Annotated in this window: 15 protein-coding genes; 9 read left to right on the top strand and 6 right to left on the bottom strand. The window is 67.4% G+C overall.

Translation table 11 applies throughout. The annotated features are described in order from the left end of the window. Positions 1 to 133 precede the first annotated feature (133 nt). The 3 genes from CVV68_RS06235 to CVV68_RS06245 are packed head-to-tail and all read right to left on the bottom strand — an operon-like array spanning position 134 to position 6,172. On the bottom strand, positions 134 to 2,137 hold the full coding sequence (locus CVV68_RS06235; RefSeq protein WP_110500147.1) for a DUF5719 family protein: 2,004 nt from the start codon (positions 2,135 to 2,137) through the stop codon (positions 134 to 136). After that, positions 2,130 to 5,603, bottom strand: coding sequence for a glycosyltransferase family 2 protein (locus CVV68_RS06240; RefSeq protein WP_110500148.1), 3,474 nt, complete (start codon positions 5,601 to 5,603; stop codon positions 2,130 to 2,132). Before CVV68_RS06240 ends, CVV68_RS06235 begins: the two co-directional genes overlap by 8 nt. A 29-nt stretch (positions 5,604 to 5,632) precedes the next feature. Continuing rightward, positions 5,633 to 6,172, bottom strand: a complete 540-nt coding sequence (locus CVV68_RS06245) for a WhiB family transcriptional regulator (protein WP_110500149.1) — start codon at positions 6,170 to 6,172, stop codon at positions 5,633 to 5,635. 396 nt (positions 6,173 to 6,568) lie between these two features. On the opposite strand from CVV68_RS06245, the gene CVV68_RS06250 reads away from it, so the two are divergent. Then, the gene (locus CVV68_RS06250; RefSeq protein WP_110500150.1) at positions 6,569 to 7,483 is read left to right on the top strand and encodes a TIGR03089 family protein; all 915 of its coding nucleotides are present in this window, start codon (positions 6,569 to 6,571) and stop codon (positions 7,481 to 7,483) included. 120 nt (positions 7,484 to 7,603) lie between these two features. Here CVV68_RS06250 and CVV68_RS06255 read toward each other — a convergent pair whose 3' ends face one another. Next, entirely contained in the window at positions 7,604 to 8,107 is a 504-nt protein-coding gene (locus tag CVV68_RS06255; protein ID WP_110500151.1) for a GtrA family protein, read from the bottom strand. Positions 8,108 to 8,305: 198 nt separating this feature from the next. Between CVV68_RS06255 and CVV68_RS06260 the strand changes: the two genes are divergently transcribed. From CVV68_RS06260 to CVV68_RS06280, 5 genes are all read left to right on the top strand, one after another. Next, positions 8,306 to 9,460: a 5-(carboxyamino)imidazole ribonucleotide synthase gene (locus CVV68_RS06260; RefSeq protein WP_110500152.1), complete on the top strand. Its 1,155-nt coding sequence runs from the start codon at positions 8,306 to 8,308 to the stop codon at positions 9,458 to 9,460. Between the two features lie 19 nt (positions 9,461 to 9,479). Continuing rightward, positions 9,480 to 10,034, top strand: coding sequence for a 5-(carboxyamino)imidazole ribonucleotide mutase (purE, locus tag CVV68_RS06265; RefSeq protein WP_110500153.1), 555 nt, complete (start codon positions 9,480 to 9,482; stop codon positions 10,032 to 10,034). Positions 10,035 to 10,043: 9 nt separating this feature from the next. Then, positions 10,044 to 11,657, top strand: coding sequence for an LCP family protein (locus CVV68_RS06270; protein ID WP_110500154.1), 1,614 nt, complete (start codon positions 10,044 to 10,046; stop codon positions 11,655 to 11,657). Between the two features lie 49 nt (positions 11,658 to 11,706). After that, positions 11,707 to 12,969, top strand: a complete 1,263-nt coding sequence (manA, locus tag CVV68_RS06275) for a mannose-6-phosphate isomerase, class I (protein WP_110500155.1) — start codon at positions 11,707 to 11,709, stop codon at positions 12,967 to 12,969. 141 nt (positions 12,970 to 13,110) lie between these two features. After that, complete coding sequence (locus CVV68_RS06280) at positions 13,111 to 14,103, top strand: hypothetical protein (protein WP_110500156.1); 993 nt, start codon at positions 13,111 to 13,113, stop codon at positions 14,101 to 14,103. A 57-nt stretch (positions 14,104 to 14,160) separates the two neighbouring features. Here the strand turns inward: CVV68_RS06280 and CVV68_RS06285 are convergent, their stop codons facing one another. Together CVV68_RS06285 and glpX are read right to left on the bottom strand one after the other, a co-directional pair. Continuing rightward, positions 14,161 to 15,168, bottom strand: coding sequence for a lipid II:glycine glycyltransferase FemX (locus CVV68_RS06285; protein WP_110500157.1), 1,008 nt, complete (start codon positions 15,166 to 15,168; stop codon positions 14,161 to 14,163). Between the two features lie 641 nt (positions 15,169 to 15,809). Next, entirely contained in the window at positions 15,810 to 16,847 is a 1,038-nt protein-coding gene (gene glpX / locus CVV68_RS06290) for a class II fructose-bisphosphatase (protein ID WP_245933382.1), read from the bottom strand. A gap of 197 nt (positions 16,848 to 17,044) precedes the next feature. Between glpX and CVV68_RS06295 the strand changes: the two genes are divergently transcribed. The 3 genes from CVV68_RS06295 (at position 17,045) to CVV68_RS06305 (ending at position 19,868) form a co-directional block, all read left to right on the top strand. Beyond that, positions 17,045 to 17,665 carry a DUF4245 domain-containing protein gene (locus CVV68_RS06295; RefSeq protein ID WP_110500159.1) on the top strand — a complete coding sequence of 207 codons (621 nt, stop codon included), beginning with the start codon at positions 17,045 to 17,047 and terminating at the stop codon, positions 17,663 to 17,665. A 32-nt stretch (positions 17,666 to 17,697) separates the two neighbouring features. After that, positions 17,698 to 18,321 carry a carbonic anhydrase gene (locus tag CVV68_RS06300; protein ID WP_110500276.1) on the top strand — a complete coding sequence of 208 codons (624 nt, stop codon included), beginning with the start codon at positions 17,698 to 17,700 and terminating at the stop codon, positions 18,319 to 18,321. 116 nt (positions 18,322 to 18,437) lie between these two features. After that, positions 18,438 to 19,868, top strand: coding sequence for a class II fumarate hydratase (locus CVV68_RS06305; protein ID WP_110500160.1), 1,431 nt, complete (start codon positions 18,438 to 18,440; stop codon positions 19,866 to 19,868). Positions 19,869 to 19,983: the final 115 nt, after the last annotated feature.

Genomic DNA, 19,983 nt, shown 5'->3' on the forward strand with positions numbered 1-19,983 from the left:
GCCCTGCGGGTTGCGCGCACGCGGACCGGGTTCCAGCATCGGGCCAGGTCCCCAAGGCCAGGGCCCGGCTGTGGATCGGCCACCGCGGCTTCGGACGTCACGGGCTAAAAAGTTCAACCAAGGAGGGGCGGCGTCAGTACCCCGTCGTGATCTCCAGTGAGTGGGAGTCAGCGCCGGTTCCCGCAAACGGCAGCACGGCGATGTTTGCCGAACCCTTGCTGCCCAACAGCTGCGTTCCGTACACCGGATCGCCCGACGCGGACACCAGCACGGCCGCGGCATCCTTGCCCACCAGCGTGGCGGGGTCCACCACATTTGTGACACCGGCCCTCAACTCCACGGTTTTCGCCGCACCCAACACGCCCGCGCCGGACACCGGCACCAGTGTCACCGTGGCAGGGCCGGCCGGCGCCGTGAAGGCGAAGCTGGAGTCCACTCCCCCGGGCAGTGTCGTCAAGTGATTCACGCCCAGCCGGCTGCCGGACGGGGCAAAGGCAAGGTCGACGGCGGCGCCCGGCTTGGTTGAATTGGCCAGCTTGACCCCGGCAACGACGGCGGAATCCGACGTCACACTGAGCGCGTAGGTACCCTGTGGCAGCCCGGCGAGTGCAAGGGAACTGACCTTGCCCGCCGGTGCGGTGAACACGCCGCCGTCCGGAAGCGCGGCCTGACCCGACGGCCCGTAGGCCTTCACTTCAACCACCGCGTCCGTGGCACCCGGGACCGTCACTTCAAGGGCGGTGGAGGCATCGGCGTAGCCGCTCTGCGAGGTGATCTTGGCGGAGAATGCCGGGTCCTGGACGCGCACACCGGCAATGACCGATGTCGCGACCGGCGCCTGAACCGGCTGCAGGAAATCCACGCCGCCGGGCGTGAGCCCGCGCAACACAGACTGCTGGATGACACCCGTAACGGCGCCACCGGCGCTCTTGACATGCACCGAAAGCTGCTCCTGGTCCGGTGCCAGCCCTGACAACACCACGGCCTGCGACGACCCGGGGGCAATCACCAGGGCCTTGCCGCCGGGCGCCTGGACGGGGCCATTGGTCCCAAACAGCTCAAGCGACACAGTGGCCGGGCTCTTGGTCGAATTTGCCAGCGTCAGCACAGCGGTGCGGCCCACGGTGGTGCTGGCGCCTGCCAGCCAGAGATCGTTCGAGGGAGCCTGGCACGTCGCCGCCGCCAGCCCCTGGAGGTCGCCGTCGCCGGCGCTCACCACAACGGAACCGGCACTGCGCGCACTTTGACCGGCGAGTGGCAGGGCGCGCAGCACGGATGTGGCACCCATCTCCTTGTCGCGCACGACGGCGGCCTTCGCCTTTGCTTCGCCCGTCAAGGGAGCCAGCGTGGCCGGGGCCGAAGAGCTTCCGGGGGATGCGGTGGGGGCATCCTTGGGTGCCCGCGAAATGGTGAATAGCGGAGTGGACTTGGCATTCATGGCATCAATGGCGGCCCCCGGCAAAATGCCGTCCGAATTGCTCAGCGCGAGGGCATTGAGCAGCGTCTTCGTCGAGGAAGCGCCGGGTGAAAATTCCGGGTCGGCACCAGCGGCCGAACCGGACAGCAGTTGTGTTGGCCCCACACAGTTGGCCAACGATTCGCCGACCGGCAGCACCTGGGCTTCCGGTGTGATCTGGGCCGTGGCATCGACGCCAGGCAGCACCGTGCCGGCGGCCACGGCGACAACAGCCAGAACTGCCGTCGCTGAACCGGCCAGCACCGCCGGCCAGCGGCGCGGCCGGGTCCGCGTCTTGCGTCGCGGCCCACGTGCAGCTTTCCCTGCGGTGGCAGCGTCACCGGCAACTTCTGCCTTGGCAGGCTTTCCAGGCTTGGCGGTCTTCTCCGCCTTGGCGGGCTTGGCCGGCCTGGTGGACTTAGCCGGCTTGGGGCTCTTGGCCGATTTGGCACCCTCGGGCTTCACAGGGCCGCTCTTTCCAGCTGCAGCCTTGGCAGCGTCAGCCGTTCCTGCCAGGGCAGGCTTGCCGTCCGGTGCAGTCCTGCCTGGCTTGTCTTGCTCGGCGGCAGCGTTATCTGAGGGAGCGTTACCCCCAACCATCCCCGAATCTGAGGGAGCGTCAGCCTTCCCGGCCGCCGCGTCCTGCGCATCGTGGCCGTTCTTCTTCTGGTCCTCAGACACCTCTACCTACCTTGTGCAATGACGCCTCGTCCCGGTATGCGCCGGTCCGCCCGCGCCGTGCCCGTACCGGGATGGCCAGCAGCAAGGTCAGTCCCAGCAGGACGATCTGTGCCAGGCCCATCACGGCGTTCCAGGGCTCGTCATAGTGGATTTCAAGTTTTCCGGCGGCGGCGGGCAGCTCAAACGCCTGCGCCCAGCCGTCCTGCACGGCCGGCAGCTCCCTGCCGTTGAACCGCGCGGTCCAGCCCGGGTCAAAGCGTTCGGCCAGGACCACGCGGCGGCCCGCATCACCGGCGGGCACCGCGGCGTCAACGCCCAGCCTGTTGGACGCCACAGGCGCCACTGCGGCCCCCTTGGCATTGACCAGCCGGACCCTGTTCACCACATCGGTGGCGCCAGCCTTCTGGTACGTGGGCTGCACGCGCCACAGCCAGCCGGATTCGGTAGGGCCAACGGTGTCCAGCCCGGGGACGGCTTCAAGTTCACCGGCCACGAGTTCGGCCGCGGTGTCGCCGTTCTGCAGCACCACAAATCCCGCACCCAGCTCCATGAGCTCGGGCCGCGGGTCGACGCCGGACTTGGCCATGAGCGCAGCGACGGTTTCGCGCAGCATGGCTGTGGCCGCATCCGGCTTGCGCACCGCCTCCGCACCCGGGGCGCCCGTGACGTTGGCGGCCGACGCAATGATGGACATCGCATCCAGCGTGGTCCCGGCCCCCTGCATCAGTATGGCCTGCACGCCCCCGCCCGGGAGTACGCGAAGCACAATCGTGCGGCTGGCCTCCGGGCCGGTGCCGCGGTCGGCCGCCGTGGCGGGAATGGTCCCGGCGGCCACCGGGGCCACCAGTGACGCCCCTGCCAGCCCCGGGGCATTGCCGCCCAGGCTGTTGGCGGTCCACAGGCCAAGGCTGACAATGGGTGCCGCCACCATCAACACTGAAAGCACGACGGCGGTGGCCCGGCTGCCGCGCCTGGGCTGCCTCCCGCGGTCGGAGGGGTCGTACGCGCGGTGGTAAACGGCGTCGTACCCCAGGAGCGCGGCAGCCAGGAGGGCGAACAGCGCAACGGACACGGCGGGGCCGTTAAAGGGTGTGGCCAGCGTGGTGCCGTCCAGGGACACGGCAAGTAACTTGGTGCAGTAGGCGACGGCCAGGGCCAGCAGGGCCACCAGCCACAGGGTCCGTACAGTGCCGGCGCGGCGCAGGGGCGCCAGCAGGGCCAGGAACGCCGCGACCACCACCGGCGCGCCGACCAGGACCACGGCAGTCCACATCCAAATCGGCCCGGTGGCCGCCACAGTCGCGCCCGGCAGGTTTTGTGCGGGAACCACCGCGTTGGGGAATCCCAGCAGCTGCTCCCACAGCGGACCGGGGCTGCCCGCCAGCGGCACGCCGGGATCGCCCAGCAGCGCCCGCGGGTTGGCCCGGGCGGACCAGGCGAAGGGCAGGAACACGGCAATCGGGGGCACCAGCGACCACCACATGGTCCTGCCGCGGCGGCCCAGGAATATCGTGGCCAGCACCACGGCCACCACGGCCGGCGGGAACAGGCTGGGTGCGGCCGCCGTGACGGCTGCCAGGGCAAGGCCGGCTGCGGCGGCGGCCGTCCACGACGGGTTCCCGTCCACGCCGGGGCGGCCGAGCTTCACAGTGGAGTGCGCCGTGCCGTCGGACTTCTGAATGGAGGGATTCACGCGGGCGGTAACAGCACCGCCGGCGGCCCGGACCAGGCCCAGCACCACCAACGGGATCAAGACGTGCGCCAGCAGCGCACCGAGACGGCCCTGGCCCAGCGCCGTCTGGAGCACCGGGGCCCCGGCCCAGACCAGGCCGGCCACCAGCCGGGGCCAGCGGTGGCGGGAAAACGCACCCGCGGCCAGCCAACCGGTGAATGCCGAGAGCGGGACGGCCAGCAGGACCAGCCACAGCGTGGCGGCCGAACCGTTGCCGAGCCCCAGCACGGCCAGCAGCCAGAGCACATAGTTGAAGGGATCGCCGCGGCCCGGCAGGCCCGAGCCCAGGGATACCCACCAGTCGGTGGCATGGTGCCAGACGCTGCCCAGCTGCTCCGAGACGGGCAGCAGCCCGCCGCCGGTCAGGGCAGAGGCACCGAGGAAGCGCCCCAGGACCACCATCGACAGCACCACCAGCAGCAGTACCAGGCCAATGATGCTGACAACGGGTGCTGTCCGTCCGGCTGCCATGGGGGTGACGGCCTCGTGGTGGATGTCGCCGGTGGGCTCCAGGATGGAGGGGCCGGATTGCGATGGCTCGGCCGCTTCCTCATCCGGGCCTACCGCCTCGCGCAGCGCCTTGAGCTGGTTGCGGGCCTCGGCCGGGGTAGCCAGCAGGCCCTTGTGTGCGGACCGTGTCTGCACCCGCGTCCGGGCCAGGGAGCGGCGGCTGCGGGCCAGTGCCAGGGGGTGGAACAGGCCGGCAAAGGTAGCCGCGAACATGCGCACCGCATGGCCGGGCGCCTTGAGCAGGAAACCGGCAAAGAGCCAGTAGAGGGCCGAGACCACGGCGCCAACGGCAAGCAACGGAACCTGCCAGGCAGGGGCGTGCTTGAGCCGGATGAAGATGGTGGCCTTGCGGGTGGCGGTGGGTGAGCCCAGCGGGTTCGCGCGGTCCACCACGTGGAAGATCCTGGCAGCCGGAACCACCAGAACACGGTGCCCGGCCAGGCGGACCCGGGCGCAAAAGTCGATGTCGTCACCGGGTCCGGGGATGGCGGGGTCAAAGCCGCCCAGGCGTTCCCAGACGTCGCGCCGCACCAGCATCCCGGCAGCGTTCACTGCAAAAAAGTCGGTGCGGCCGTCGTACTGGCCCTGGTCCAGCTCGTCGAGGTTGACCATGGCAAAACGGTCAAACCACTTGTTGGCCTTCAGCCCCACGTCGACCAGCTTGCGCGGCTGGTCCCAGTCAAGCTGCTTGCAGCCGGCCACGGTGGCCGTGGTGGAACGCTCCACCGCTTCCAGAAGCCGTTCGAGCGTGTCCGGCGCGGGGGCCGCATCGTCCTGCAGCAGCCAAATCCACTCGTGGGAGGCCGCCGTTGAGGCGGGCGTGTCGGCATCGGTGCGACGGGCACGCTTGTCGACATCGGTGCCGGCGGCGGGGCCCGCGGAGCCGTGCAGTGCGTCACGGGAGGTCCCCGCGGAGGGGGATCCGTCGTCGTGCAGGGAAGGTTCGGGGGTGGCGATTCCTGCGCCAACGGCGACAGTAACGGCGGAGGGGGCACTGGAACGCGTCCGCTGATAGTCGAGCACCGCATTGACTGCGGCGCCGTAACCGCCCCTGTGGGCGTCGAAGCTGATGACGTTGCGTTCGCCCAGATCCTTGCGCAGCAGTTCCCCGGAGTTGTCCGTGGAGCCCACGTCGGCGGCAAGGATGGCGGTGGCCGGGCGGGTCTGGGCCGCCAGGGCACTTAAGACCGTGGGAAGGTAGGCACCGCCGTTGTGGGCAACCAAAACGGCAGTGACTTTTACTGCTTCAAGAATTAGACCGCTCGTTTCCGCAGCCGCCGGCGCTCACGCTCGGACAGGCCGCCCCAGATTCCAAACCGCTCATCGTTGGCGAGAGCGTATTCCAGACACTGTGCCTTGACATTGCAGGCGCCACACACCTTTTTGGCATCGCGGGTGGAGCCGCCCTTTTCCGGGAAGAACGCTTCCGGATCGGTCTGTGCGCACAAAGCATCCGTCTGCCAGCCTAGTTCACCTTCGTCGCTGAAGTCGTCAAGGCCGGGCCGGAATCCAATCCACACAGGATCGGCCACGGTGTTGCCCTCCGGCGCGGCGCCGGGTGCCAGCAGTTCCTGTTCATCGCTCTCGTGCGCGATTTCATGCGCCGTCAGGAATGCGGTGGCCGCGTCCTCCAGCGAATCGCGGCTGGCCTGCTCGTGGTCGGCCGCGGCCTGCGGGTCCGCCGGATCAACAAACCAATCGGCCGGCACTCCCCTTAGCCGGTACTGCTCCGCGGCCTGAACCTGCACAGACCCTTCGCGGTCGTTCTTCACACTCAGCTGCGCCTGACCCATGATCGTCCTCCTGAATGTTGCCGTCTTGGCTGCCACGGCCGGGGCGTTTGCCAATTTGCGTCCCCTTGCGCCTTTGGCAGCGGTTCGTGGGTCTAATTACATCCGTGTAAGTCTCCTTTCGTCAAGCGGGCGGGAGATCATATCCAGTTACCTGCACGTATATCGGCCACGCCACGCCCGGCAATTTCATACCAATAGGTGCGCCGGTGCGGCGATCCTGGTCCCCAGACTGGGAATTTCCTGACAATTCTGGCGGTATCTGGCGAATTTTAGGTTTCGGGCCGTGACGCCTTTGTGACGCAACTCACGGTCCGATTTGCAATTTATACAATCGAAGGAAATATTTCCGCGGCCCGGGTGGCACGGTTCCGCTCTGCTCGTGGAAAGATCGTTTTCATGGCCCAGCTTCCCAGCACCGTTCCCCAGCTCCTCCAAACCCTGCGCACGCTGAATCCCACCGCGCCGCGCCTGACGTGGTACGGGCCCGATTCCGAACGCGTCGAGCTCTCCGGCCGCGTCCTGGACAACTGGGTCGCCAAGACCGCCAATTTCCTGGTGGACGAGCTCGACGCCGCACCCGGCACGGTTGTTGCCGTGGATGTGCCGGTGCACTGGCGGTCCCTGGTGTGGCTCCTCGCCACGTGGGCCGTGGGCGGGACGGCCCTTGCCGGAGACCGCGCCGCGGCGGCGGCTTTTGCCGCCCCGGATGGGGAGACCGGCACCCCTGCCTCCGCCATGGGCGCGGACGACGCCGGTGGCGCACGTTTTGGCTGCGGGCGCGCGGACATTGTGGCGACGACGGAGCCGGCTGCGGCCGCCGCCGGCCTCGCTGCAGCGCGCACCGCCGGTGCAGGCCGGAATCCGTTTCTGGTGGCCGTTGCGCTGCCCGCCCTGGCCATGCGCTGGATGGGCGAACTGCCCAACGGTGCGGTGGACTATTCCGGCGAAGTGCGCGCCCACGCCGATGTCTTTTTTGCCGACGACGCGCCGGCTGGGGACGCCACCGCCTGGGAAACGCCGGCCGGCCAGGTAACTTTTGCGCAGCTGCTGGCTTCTCCCGCAGCGTCGCCAGGCTCCTCAGGTGCAGCATTGCCGGAGGACCAGGCCACCTCAGGTGGAGTGGCCCCGGAAAAGCAAACTTCCGCCGGTGCCGGCCCGGGGCGGGTGCTGCTGCAGGCGCGGGACGGTTGGAACGGCGTCGTACGGGAAGCGCTGCATATTTGGGCCGGCGGCGGATCCGTGGTGCTGCTCGATTCCTCCGTGACAGCGACAGACCACTTGCGCGGCACCGAAAACATCACCCGCGGATAGAAGACGCCGGCCCTCCAGGCAGGGTCAGACGGAGCACGGCCGAGGGCAACGCTGCCCGCCGTCCCGCTCGGCGTCCCGCCGTCGTACTCGGGCAGATTGCCCGCAGCACCGACGGGAGGATCAGGCCTGCGGGTCGGTTTCGAGGAGTTTGCGGTCGTCCTCGAAGCCGGGCTCCGCGTCCAGTTCCTCGGTGAAGACCCAGAAACGGTAGGCAAAGAACCGGAAGATGGTGCCCAGGACCAGGCCCACCACGGAGCCGGCAATGAAGTCGGCCGTGGTGGATTCAAAGCCGAGCACCCAGTGCGAGACGTAGACGCAGGCGCCCGCGATGACGATGCCGACGCCGTTCATGATGACGAACATGGTCACCTCGCGCAGCACATTGGCCTGGCGTCGGTGGCGGAACGTCCAGTACCTGTTGGCAATCCAGGAGAAGAAGGTGGCCACCACGGCGGAGATGATCTTTGCCTTGGTGGGGTGCCCGGCCATGGAGCCGTTAAGCAGCCAGAGGTAAATGCCGGAGTCTATGACAAAGGCCACGCCGCCCACGACGCCGAATTTGGCCACTTCACGCCAAAACAGGCCGAACAGGCCCTTGATGCGTGCCGTGATTGCCTTGAACATGGTCCTCCGAGATGCCTGTGCCGCCTGAAAATGGCGCTGAAAACCAGGGGAACACCCCCGGGCACGTTAAATTCTACGGCGCACCGGGCACCCGGCACGCACCAAAGCGCCCCCGGAAAGCTGGCAGAATGCCGGGAGTCCGCCTCGGAGGAGGCGCAAAGGCAGGTTTCCCCGCACTCTTTCGGTACGCTGGGGACTGTGACTTTTCCTGTAATCGGCGTTGTGGGCGGCGGCCAGCTGGCCCGCATGATGGCCCCGGCAGCCGTAGCCCTTGGTTTTCATTTGCGCGTTTTGGCCGAGGCGCCGGACGTGTCCGCCGTCGATGCCGTGGCCAACGCGCCCGTGGGCGACTACCGGGACCTTGACACCCTTCGGCAGTTTGCCCGCGGCGTGGACGTGCTGACCTTTGACCACGAACACGTGCCCGGCGAGCACCTGCAGGCGCTGATCGCCGAAGGCGTGAACGTCCAGCCACGCCCCGATGCCCTCATCAACGCCCAGGACAAGCTGGTGATGCGCCGCGCCATCGAACGGCTGGGCCTGCCCAACCCTGTCTGGGCCGCCGTCGCCTCCGTCGCGGACATCACCGCCTTTGGCGAGGCCAACGGTTGGCCCGTGGTGTTGAAGATGCCCCGCGGGGGATACGACGGCAAAGGCGTGAAGGTACTGCGCAACGCCGGGGATGCCGCCGCGGCCTCCGACTGGTTTGGGTCCATGAGCCCGCTGCTGGTCGAGGAAATGGTCGAGTTTTCCCGCGAGCTCTCCGCCCTCGTGGCCCGCACCCCGTCCGGCGAGGCAAAAGCCTGGCCGGTGGCCGAATCCATCCAGGTGGCCGGCGTGTGCGACGAGGTCATTGCCCCCGCCCCGGGCCTGCCGGCGGATGTCGAAGCCGCCGCGGAGGCCGCCGCGATGGGCATTGCCGAAGCGCTGGGCGTCACCGGCGTCATGGCCGCCGAACTGTTTGAAACGCCGGGCCGGGCCCCCGGCTACCTTATTAATGAACTTGCCATGCGCCCCCACAACACCGGCCACTGGACGATGGACGGCGCCGTGACCGGTCAGTTTGAGCAGCACCTGCGCGCCGTCCTGGACCTTCCTCTGGGTGCAACCGACGCGCTCAGCGACATTGTGGTCATGAAAAACTTCCTGGGCGGCGCCAACCAGGACCTCTACGGCGCCTACCCCAAGGCCCTGGCCGCGGAGCCCACCGTTAAGGTGCACAGCTACGGAAAGTCGGTGCGTCCGGGCCGGAAAATAGGCCACGTCAACGTGATCGGCGCCAAGGACGACGACGTCGCAGCCGTCCGTGCCCGCGCCTCCACAGTGGCAAACATCATCCGCGACGGACAGTAAAGAAGGCAGCGAAACAACCATGAATGAAAATTCCGCGCCCCTGGTGGGCCTTGTGATGGGGTCGGACTCCGACTGGCCCGTCATGGAAGCGGCCGCCGCGGCACTGTCCGAATTTGGCATCCCCTTCGAAACCGATGTGGTCTCCGCCCACCGCATGCCCGCGGAGATGATCGCCTACGGCCAGAACGCTGCGGGCCGGGGCCTGCGCGTCATCATCGCCGGGGCCGGCGGGGCGGCCCACCTGCCCGGCATGCTGGCCTCCGTCACCACATTGCCCGTGGTCGGCGTGCCCGTGCCGCTCAAAACGCTCGACGGCATGGACTCGCTCCTGTCCATCGTGCAGATGCCCGCCGGTGTCCCGGTGGCCACCGTGTCCATTGGCGGCGCCCGCAACGCCGGCCTGCTGGCCGTGCGCATGCTGGCCTCCGGCACCGATGAGCTGGCCGCGTCCCTGGCACAAAAACTTGCCGCCTTTGCCCGCGCGCTCAACAGCCAGGCCTCCGCCAAGGGTGCCGCGCTCCGCGCGAAGGCCGGCGCCGACTACCCGCTGGCCGTCATGCCGGAACAGCTTTAAGGGACCCACATGAGTTTCAGCAGCCCGAAGGTGTCCCGCACCTCGAACAAGCCCCCGGTGTTGACCAACCCGGTCCGCTACCCGGAAGCAGCCTCGGCCCCCATGCGCTCCAAGCGGGCCTGGATGCTGCTGGCGCTGACCCTGGTGGTCCCCGGCAGCGCGCAGATCGTGGCCGGCAACAGGCGCCTGGGGCGCCTGGCCCTGCGCTGCACACTGGTGGCCTGGGCATTGGTGATTGCCGCCGTCGTACTGGCACTGCTGAACCGGGAGGCGTTCCTGAACCTCTTCACCAGCCCCTTGACGTCGCTGGCCGTGGTGGTGCTTCTGGCCGCGGCGGCCGTGGGGTGGGCCGTCATGTTCCTCAACACGCTGGCGATCATCCGGCCGGCGCTGTTGGCGCCGGGCATGAGGGGCCTGGTCGGCGGCGCGCTGGTGGTGCTCATGGTGCTGACCAGCGGATCCCTGGGGTACGGGGCGTACCTGTTGAACACCGGCCGCAACGCCATCGGCAGCATTTTCGCTTCCGGACCGGACATGAAGCCGGTGGACGGGCGCTACAACTTCCTGGTCATGGGCGGCGACGCAGGAGCGGAGCGGATTGGGCGCCGGCCCGACTCGATCATCGTGGTCAGCGTGGATGCGAAGACCGGCCAGGCCGCCACCATCAGCATTCCCCGAAACCTGCAAAACGCGCAGTTCTCCCCCGATTCGCCGCTGTGGAAGGCCTACCCAAAGGGCTACAACTGCGGCGATAACTGCATCATCAACTTCCTGTACACCGATGTCACCGAAGATCACAAGGACCTGTATCCGCATGCCGCTGACCCCGGGGCGGAGGCCATGATGGACGCGGCCGGCGGCATCCTGGGCCTGCAGGTCCAGGGCTACGTACTGGTGGACATGGCCGGCTTCGCCAAGCTGGTCGACGCCCTGGGCGGGGTGAAAATCAACGCGGGCGGCTGGGTTCCGATGACCGGTGCGGACATTCCCGGCACCACGTCGCACGAACCCCCCATCGGCTGGATCCATCCGGGCGTGCAAAAGCTGAACGGCAACCAGGCACTGTGGTATGCCCGTTCCCGCCAGTGGGTGCTGGAGTACTCCCGCAGCCAGCGCCAGCAGTGCATCCAGCAGGCCATGCTCGCACAAATGGACCCGGCCACGGTGCTCACCAAATTCAATGCCATTGCCGACGCCGGCACCAAGGTCATCGAATCCGACCTGCCAGCGCAGCAGCTGGGCAGCTTCGTCTCGCTGGCGCTGAAGGCCAAGAGCCACGACCTCAAGCGCCTCACGATCGGCCCGCCGGACTTCCCCGTCGAGTTCTCCACCTACCCGGACTTTGGCGTGGTTCACAAGCGCGTGCAGGCCCTGCTAAACCCCCCGGCCGCCACGCCCGCCGCTCCGAAGAAGTCCGCTGGGAGTTCTCCCGCCAAGGCTCCCGCAGCCCCTGCCGCTCCGGCGGCACCGGCCACGACGGCGGACCAGGCACCCGCCGCACCCGCGACGCCGTCGGACACCCCTGCCGTCACCCAGCAATACCTGCAGCAGCTGGCCATCAACGGCGACGACGAAATGCTCACGGCGCTGCTGGCCAACAACGGCACCTGCTCCCCCGGCTAGCCCGGCGCAGCGTCGATCCGCCACAGACCCGCCACCAACAGGAGTGAAAATGTTTGCGCTTACCAACGTCATGCGTGACTATCCGTGGGGATCCGCCACAGCCATCGCCGAGTTGCTGGGCAGGGACCCCAGCGGCGGCCCCGAGGCGGAGCTGTGGATGGGAGCGCATCCGGATTCCCCGTCGCTGGCGGACACCCCTGACGGCTCTGTGGCGCTGGATGCGCTTATTGCCGCGCATCCTGGCGCCATGCTGGGCTCCGACGCGATGGCGGCTTTTGGCGCCAGGCTGCCATTTATGGCCAAGCTGCTGGCTGCCGGCCAGGCGCTGTCCCTGCAGGTGCACCCCACGCTGGAGCAGGCACGCGAACGCTTTGCCGACGAGGAAGCCGCTGGAGTGGCCAGGGACGCCCCTGACCGCAACTACAGGGACGACAACCACAAGCCCGAAATGCTGTTTCCGCTCAGCAACTTCGAGGCGCTGTGCGGCTTCCGGCCGTGCGCCGAGGCAGCGGAGCTGTTCCGTGCCGTGGCGGAGGCTATTGCTGCCACCGGGGCGGACGTGCCCGAGCTGCTCAAGCAGCTTTCGATGACGCTGAACTCGCGCATGGCCGCACCGATGGTGATCCGCAGCGCTTTTGAGACGTTGATCGGCGGCGGGGAGGCGGCCCGCGAGCTGGTGGAGCTCTCCGCTGCGGCGTTGGCCCGGCAGGGTGCCCAAAATGGGGACACCGCGGGCGGGCTGAACCCGCCCCTGCGCACCGTCGTCGAACTGGCGAAGCAGTACCCGGGTGACCCCGGCGTGCTGATTTCGCTGCTGCTGAATCGGGTGTCGCTGACGCCGGGGCAGGCGATCTACCTGCCTGCCGGCCTCATCCACGCGTACCTGTCCGGACTGGGCGTTGAGGTCATGGCGTCCTCGGACAATGTGTTGCGGGGAGGACTGACCGGCAAGCACGTGGACGTGCCGGAGCTGCTGGCCACCGTTGATTTCAACTCCTCGGACGTGCCGTTTGTGCCGACCAGGACCACGGGGCTGGGACAACAGGTGTGGGAGCCGCCGTTTGCGGAATTTGCGCTGCAGCGGGTGGAACTTTTGCCCGACGGCGAGCCCGTGCCGCTGGTGCAGAACGGACCGCTGCTGGTGCTGGCCGTGTCCGGCGCCGTGCTGCTCGATTCCCCGCGCGGCGACATGGTCCTCCCCCGCGGCGGCTCGGTTTTTGTGCCCGCCGCCGAGAACCCGGTCATGGTCCACCCGCATGTGGCTGCCGCAGGGCAGGCCTCGGTGGTCTTCGCCGTGACGGTGGCCGGGTAGCCGCCGTGACTGGACATTAGTGGCTGCTCTGGGCGGTCTAAGAAGCCACTAATGTCCACTCGCCACGCGAGATATCCACAGATTTCCCGATCCGGTGGGCAACGGCCCCAACCGCCGATGTTAATTGGCGGTAATGGATGTATGAGACGTCCACGACCGCTGCCCGGCCACCTCGCCAACACCCCGTTCACCGTGGAACAGGCCAGCCAGTCCGGGGTGTCCAGGGGCAGGACGAGGGCGTCCGACATCGTGGCGCGGGGCCGGGGCATTCGGGTCTCGAAATCTGCCGTGTTTCTCCCCATTGACAGTTGCAGGGCGTTGACCCAAGCGACGCCGGGAAGCTTCATCAGCCACCTGACGGCCGCGCAACTCCACGGACTGTACCTCTCCGCCCGATTCAATGACTTGCCCCAGCTGGATTTGGCCCGGCAGCTCGGCACGGGACGGCCTCGACGGCGGAACGTGCACGGCCGGGAGCTCAAGCTGGGACGGCGGGACATAGTGGTGATCGCGGGCGTACCAACAACGTCGGTGCAGCGGACACTGGTGGACATTGCGCCGTTGCTCACAGTTGACGAACTCGTGGTGATTGCCGATCAAATCGTGTGCGCCCATAGTGGCAGATGCGTGCCCCTGAAGCTGCCGCGGGTGGAAATCTCCGATTTGGCGGCCTATATTGCCCAACATGGAGGCAAAAGGGGCATGAGGAAGCTCAACGCCGCCATGGAACTGGTGCGGGTTGGCTCCGATTCACCACCTGAAACCCGGCTCAGGCTCCTCATCTCCAGGTCGCAGCTTCCCGCGTTCCAGCACAACATCGAACTCAAGGACGCGAATGGATTCCCGCTGGTTCAGCCGGACCTCAGCTGTGAGGAGTACAAGACCTGCACCGAATATGAAGGCCTGCACCATTTCACCCCGGAACAGCAGGTCAAGGACCATGACCGGGATTTTGTCACGAAGTCCGCTGGCTGGAACCAGGTGCTCATCAACAAGGCGGACATGCGCGCCGGGGAACTGGTGGTCATCGCCAAGATCGCACGCATGTTGAAGCTTGGAGGTTGGCGGGACCCCCAGAATTTGGCTGGCAGGTCATTTCTGGGGCGTCTGGACTCACGCAAGGACTTCGGCTGAGCCGTGAGTGGGCATTAGTGGCTGTCTTGACAGCTCAAAGCGGCCACTAGTGCCCAGTCACCGCTTGAGCAGCCCGCGGGCCTTTTTGGCGGCCTTGCGGGCCAGCGGCAGCGCCTTCGCAAACACGGGGTACAGCGGTGAGAGTCCCTTGTCCCAGGTGCCGGCCAGCATGTTCTCGTGGTCCGCGAAGCCAAACTTGAACTTGGAGACGCCGTCGTTGAGCAGGCCGTTGAAGTCGTAGCGGGTGATGCCGCGGGCCTTCATCTCCTGGATGGCGAGCCACTTCAGCGAGAAGTTGGCGCGCAGGTTGCTGCCGGCGTCGGTCATGCCGCCGTAGAGCTCAAAGGCGGTGGAATCGCTGGCGGCGAGCCACAGGAACGAAACCACGCTGTCGCCGTCGAACGCACCATAGACGGGCGAACCTTCGCCCAAGTTGCTGAAAATGTCCAGGTAGTAGGCGTCCGCGTGGATGCCGAAGCCGGCGCGCTGTGCGGTTTCCTTGTAGACGGCCAGGCATGCGGGCAGCTCGGCGGCCGTCACGGCGCGGTATTCCAACGCCTCCCGGCCGGACTTTCGGATGTACTGCCGCGTCTTCTTGGACATCGCCGCCAGAAGCTCATCCTCACTGCGGCCCAGGTCCAGGATCAGCGTCCGCGGGATCAGGATGGTGCTCTCGCTGCGCCGCCAGCCAGCCGCCGGCAGCGACGCGGTGGAGACGGCTGCTTCGTCCCAGTCCGGTTCCATGCTCAGCGCCACGGACTTGTGCACGGCCTTCACGTGATGTGCGACGGCGGCCAGTACCTCGATCTCACGGCCCGCCGCCGCCTGTGGTCCCCTCGCCAGGTAGGCCAGCGACCGGAACGGAAAGGGCAGCTTGCGCAGCAGGATCTGGGCCGAGCCGACGAGCTCCCCTGATGCGTCCCGGACCATCACGCGGTCCACGCTCCAATTGTGCGCGGCCTTCGTTTCGCCCCAGCCCCACAACTGCATGGGGTGCCCCTGCTGGCTGTTGACGGCGGAATCCCACTGCTCGCGGACATGGCAAGGCACAACACTCAAAGTCATGCTTCAACCCTACCGGCTGGCGGGCGCCGGCCCGGATCCGGCGGGCTGCCCGCGGTGCCCCCGGTGATCGACAGTACGGCACGGGCGGGCTGAAGACCTGGCCCGGGCGCCTGTTGTACAGTTCAGGCGGGTCGGCGGCAGCAGAGTCCGCCAGAACTGTACAACAGCGGCGTTGCCGGGACCAAGGGCCCGCCCTGCCAGCCGGCGGCCGCCAAAACTGCACTATTGCAGCGGGAATCGGGGACCTCCCGCAGCACCGAGAACGGGGCATTACGGCGGGGCGTTTCGTGACGGCGGGGCCAACGCGCGAACGCCCCGACAAGATACACCGCCGGTGCGGGTTGGCCCCGCCCGCGGTGAACCGAGCAGCGGTAGGTCGCCTCCGCCGGCGTACCCGCCGGCGTCCGCCCGGTCCGCGACGCCCTGGGAGCCAAGGCGGCGGAGCCGGCATTCCCGTATGCCGCGCCAGGGAGGCCGAGGCCGCCCGCGGCCGATTGGCCGGAAAGCGGCCGAGGGAATGCGGGTCCGCGGCCGGACCCAGCCGACCTCCGGGGGTCTCGCTCCCTAGCCTCCTACCTCGGCCTGGGAGCCCTGCGGGCGTGGTCCCGACAGGCTCGCCCACCGACCACCTCGTCCAGCGGTTAGGACCGGCGGGCGTAGGTCTCCCACTTGTGTGCCTGGTGCTCGCCTTCGACAAAGCGGACAGTGCCGGACTTCGAACGCATGACGATCGACTGCGTCATCACGCGGCCCTTGTCGTAACGGACGCCCTTGAGCAGGTCGCCGTCGGTGATGCCGGTGGCCGCGAAGTAGCAGTTGTCGCTCGTGACGAGGTCGTTCGTGGAGAGCACGCGGTCCAGGTCGTGGCCGGCGTCGAGCGCCTTTTGCTTCTCGTCGTCGTCGGTGGGCCAGAGGCGGCCCTGGATGACGCCGCCCAAGGTCTTGATGGCACACGCGGCAACAATGCCCTCGGGCGTGCCGCCAATGCCCATGAGTGCGTCAACTCCGGTGCCGGTGCGGGCTGCGGCGATGGCGCCGGCCACGTCGCCGTCGAGGATGATCTTGGTGCGGGCGCCGGCGTCGCGGATTTCCTGGATGAGCGGCTGGTGGCGGTCGCGGTCCAACACCATGACGGTGAGCTGGTTGACCTTGACCCCCTTGGCCTTGGCGATCAGGTGCAGGTTTTGCTTGACCGGCAGGCGCAGGTCCACCATGTCGGCTGCTTCCGGGCCGGTGACCAGCTTTTCCATGTAAAACACGGCGGAGGGGTCAAACATGGTGCCGCGCTCGGCCACGGCCAGTACGGCCAGGGCGTTGTTGATGCCCATGGCGGTCAGGCGGGTGCCGTCGATGGGGTCGACCGCGACGTCGCACTCCGGACCGGAGCCGTCACCGACCACTTCGCCGTTGTACAGCATGGGGGCTTCGTCCTTTTCGCCCTCACCGATGACCACAACGCCGTTGAAGTGGACCGTGGAAAGCAGTGAACGCATGGCGTCGACGGCGGCGCCGTCGGCCAGGTTCTTCTCGCCAAAACCAACCCAGTGGCCGCCGGCGATGGCGGCGGCCTCGGTGACCCGGACCAGTTCAAGGGCCAGGTTGCGGTCCGGTTCGTCGTCGCCCACCGCCAGGTTGGGCGAGAGCTGTGAATAGTCCAGTTGTAACGCTTTTTCAGCCACGTGAAACCTCATTTTTCAAGTAGGAATAGGGTCACTGCGTGCGACGGTGCACGCCCCTGCCGTATGGTCACCTACTCCATCAATCATAGGTGCACGGCCGCCCGGGCGCCCCTGTGTAACATCGCATTACCTGCACGGGGGCTGGACGTGAGCTGCGCCACGGCGCAGGGCGCCGGCATTTCTGGGACAATGTACGCGTGAGTGAATCCCCCCAGAACACCCCGGTCAAGCCTGTCATTGCCGCTGCGGCCGCCAAGCGCGCCAACGCCTCCGTGATCGGCATGCTGCTCGCCATGCTCGCCACGCTGGCCATTGTGCTGACCATCGTGTGGCTGAACCCGCAGCGCACTGCTGAAACCTACCGCCAGCCGGTGGATGTTGCCGCCATTTCCGCCAACGCCGCCGGAACGGCAGGGTTTACTCCGGCCGCACCCAAGCTGCCGGCCGGCTGGTACGCCAACTATGCGCGCTGGAACGGTGCCGGGGCCGACGGCGTGGCCTTCTGGGATGTGGGCTTCGTCACCTCCGCCAACACCTTCATCGCCCTGAAGCAGTCCGCCAACGCCAACCCCAGCTGGATTGCCACCCAGGCGGAGGACGCCCCTGTGACGGGGACGCGCAACATTGCGGGGCACGACTGGGAACTGCGTGATAAACCTAAAGGGGACCGCAGCCTGGTACTCAAGGATGGTGCAACCACCATCGTCCTGACCGGGCAGGCCGAATTCAAGGAATTCGATGCCCTGGCCGCCGCAGCAACCGCTGCAACCGGCGCCAAGGCCTCCCCCTCCACCACGGCAGCAAAGGGCACAAAATAATGACTGGCGGCGAAGACGGCAACATCAACGCAATTTCCACCCCGCACACTCCCGCGGAAGCATGGACAACGCTCATGTCGGGCAACCGGCGCTTCGTGGAGGCCAGCGCATCGCACCCCAACCAGGATGCCGTCCGCCGTGCGTCCCTGACGTCCACCCAGCATCCGTTCGTCATGATCTTTGGCTGCTCGGACTCCCGCTTGGCCGCGGAAATCATCTTTGACTTAGGCCTGGGCGACGCCTTTGTGGTCCGCACCGCCGGACACGTCATCGACAACACCGCGCTCGGCTCGCTGGAGTACGGCATCGAGTACCTGGACATCCCGCTCATCGTGGTCCTGGGCCACGACAGCTGCGGTGCCGTCACGGCCACCAAGGGTGCCGTGGAGACCGGGGCCATGCCCGCCGGGTTTGTCCGCGACCTCGTTGAGCGCATCACGCCCTCGGTGCTGGCCTCCCTGCGCAAGGACAAGGACAGCGACGTCAACGCCATGGTGGAGGAGCACGTCAAGCAGACCGCCGCCCGCCTGGTGGAAAACTCCCCCATCATCGCCGGCGCCGTCGCACGCCAAAAAACCGCCGTCGTCGGCCTGACCTACCGCCTCAACGAAGGCCGCGCGGACCTCGTCTACAGCAACGGACCCATCGGCCTCTAAGCCAGCCACACCGCAGGGGCGGACGACGGCGGAACCTAAGGTTCCGGCGTCGTCCGCCCCTTTAAGCGGTGGCACAGGTTTTTGAGAGCACGAGGCGGCGGCGATATGGTGGAAGCATGACTGACACTGCCGCGGCCACCGCACAAGAGTTCCGCATTGAACACGACACGATGGGTGAAGTCCGGGTCCCGGCCAACGCCCTGTACAGCGCCCAGACACAGCGCGCCGTGGAGAATTTCCCGATTTCGGGCATGACGCTGGAGCGGGCCCACATCGAGGCGCTGGCACGGATCAAGAAGGCGGCCGCCACCACCAACGCCGAGCTGGGGGTCCTCGATGCTGAGCTTGCGCGCGCCATTGAAGCCGCCGCCGACCTCGTGGCGGCAGGCAACTTTGACGGCGACTTCCCGATCGATGTGTTCCAAACCGGTTCGGGCACCTCCTCAAACATGAACATGAACGAGGTCCTGGCCTCCCTGGCCAACAAGGCCCTCGCCAAGGCGGGCAGCGAAAAGACCGTCCACCCTAACGACCACGTCAACGCCTCGCAGTCCTCCAACGACGTCTTTCCGACGTCCGTGCACGTGGCCGCGACCTCCGCGCTGATCAATGGCCTCATCCCGGCCCTGGCCCACCTGGCCGAGTCGCTGGAGCGCAAGGAAGCCGAATTCGCCACCGTGGTGAAGTCCGGCCGCACGCACCTGATGGACGCCACGCCCGTCACGCTCGGCCAGGAATTCGGCGGCTACGCCGCGCAGGTCCGCTACGGCATTGAGCGCATCGAATCATCGCTTCCGCGCGTGGCCGAGGTTCCGCTCGGCGGCACGGCCGTGGGCACCGGCATCAACACCCCAGCCGGCTTCCCGCAGCGCGTCATCGCCCTGCTGGCCCAGGACACCGGCCTGCCGCTGACCGAGGCCCGCAACCACTTTGAGGCCCAGGCCAACCGCGACGGCCTCATCGAGGCGTCCGGGCAGCTGCGCAACATCGCCTACTCGATCATGAAGATAGCCAACGACCTGCGCTGGCTCGGCTCCGGCCCCAACACGGGCCTGGGCGAAATCTCCATCCCCGACCTGCAGCCCGGCTCCTCGATCATGCCCGGCAAGGTCAACCCCGTCATCTCCGAGGCGGCCATCATGGTCGCCGCCCAGGTGATCGGCAACGACACCACCATCGCCCTGTCTTCCACCAACGGCGCCTTCGAGCTGAACGTTGGCATCCCGGTCATGGCCGCGAACCTGCTCCAGTCCATCCGGCTGCTGACCAACACCTCGCACGTCATGGCCGAGAAGATGATCGACGGTCTGACCGCCAACGTGGAGCGCGCCCGCTTCCTGGCCGAGGCCTCGCCGTCCATCGTGACGCCGCTGAACAAGTACATCGGCTACGAGAACGGGTCCAAGATCGCCAAGTACGCCATCAAGGAGGGCCTGACCATCCGCGAGGCCGTCCTGGCCCTCGGCTTTGTGGAACGCGGCGAAATCACGCTGGAGCAGCTGGACAAGGGCTTGGACGTCCTCGCCATGACCCGCGCCCCGCAGTAACGCCTCCCCTTCCGTCGAGGTTGGAGATGATGCCCCTATGAGGGACGAATAGGGGCATCATCTCCAACCTCAACGTCCCCGAACGACGGCGGTGGACCGGTTGCGACAGGCCGGA

This window comes from Arthrobacter livingstonensis, assembly GCF_003219815.1.
Taxonomy (GTDB): Bacteria; Actinomycetota; Actinomycetes; order Actinomycetales; family Micrococcaceae; genus Specibacter; species Specibacter livingstonensis.

Coding starts and splice junctions, on each gene's coding strand:
- CVV68_RS06245 (WP_110500149.1), bottom strand. CDS start 6,172: ATGGGTCAGGCGCAGCTGAGTGTGAAGAACGACCGCGAAGGGTCTGTG.
- CVV68_RS06250 (WP_110500150.1), top strand. CDS start 6,569: ATGGCCCAGCTTCCCAGCACCGTTCCCCAGCTCCTCCAAACCCTGCGC.
- CVV68_RS06255 (WP_110500151.1), bottom strand. CDS start 8,107: ATGTTCAAGGCAATCACGGCACGCATCAAGGGCCTGTTCGGCCTGTTT.
- purE (WP_110500153.1), top strand. CDS start 9,480: ATGAATGAAAATTCCGCGCCCCTGGTGGGCCTTGTGATGGGGTCGGAC.
- CVV68_RS06270 (WP_110500154.1), top strand. CDS start 10,044: ATGAGTTTCAGCAGCCCGAAGGTGTCCCGCACCTCGAACAAGCCCCCG.
- manA (WP_110500155.1), top strand. CDS start 11,707: ATGTTTGCGCTTACCAACGTCATGCGTGACTATCCGTGGGGATCCGCC.
- CVV68_RS06280 (WP_110500156.1), top strand. CDS start 13,111: ATGAGACGTCCACGACCGCTGCCCGGCCACCTCGCCAACACCCCGTTC.
- CVV68_RS06285 (WP_110500157.1), bottom strand. CDS start 15,168: ATGACTTTGAGTGTTGTGCCTTGCCATGTCCGCGAGCAGTGGGATTCC.
- CVV68_RS06305 (WP_110500160.1), top strand. CDS start 18,438: ATGACTGACACTGCCGCGGCCACCGCACAAGAGTTCCGCATTGAACAC.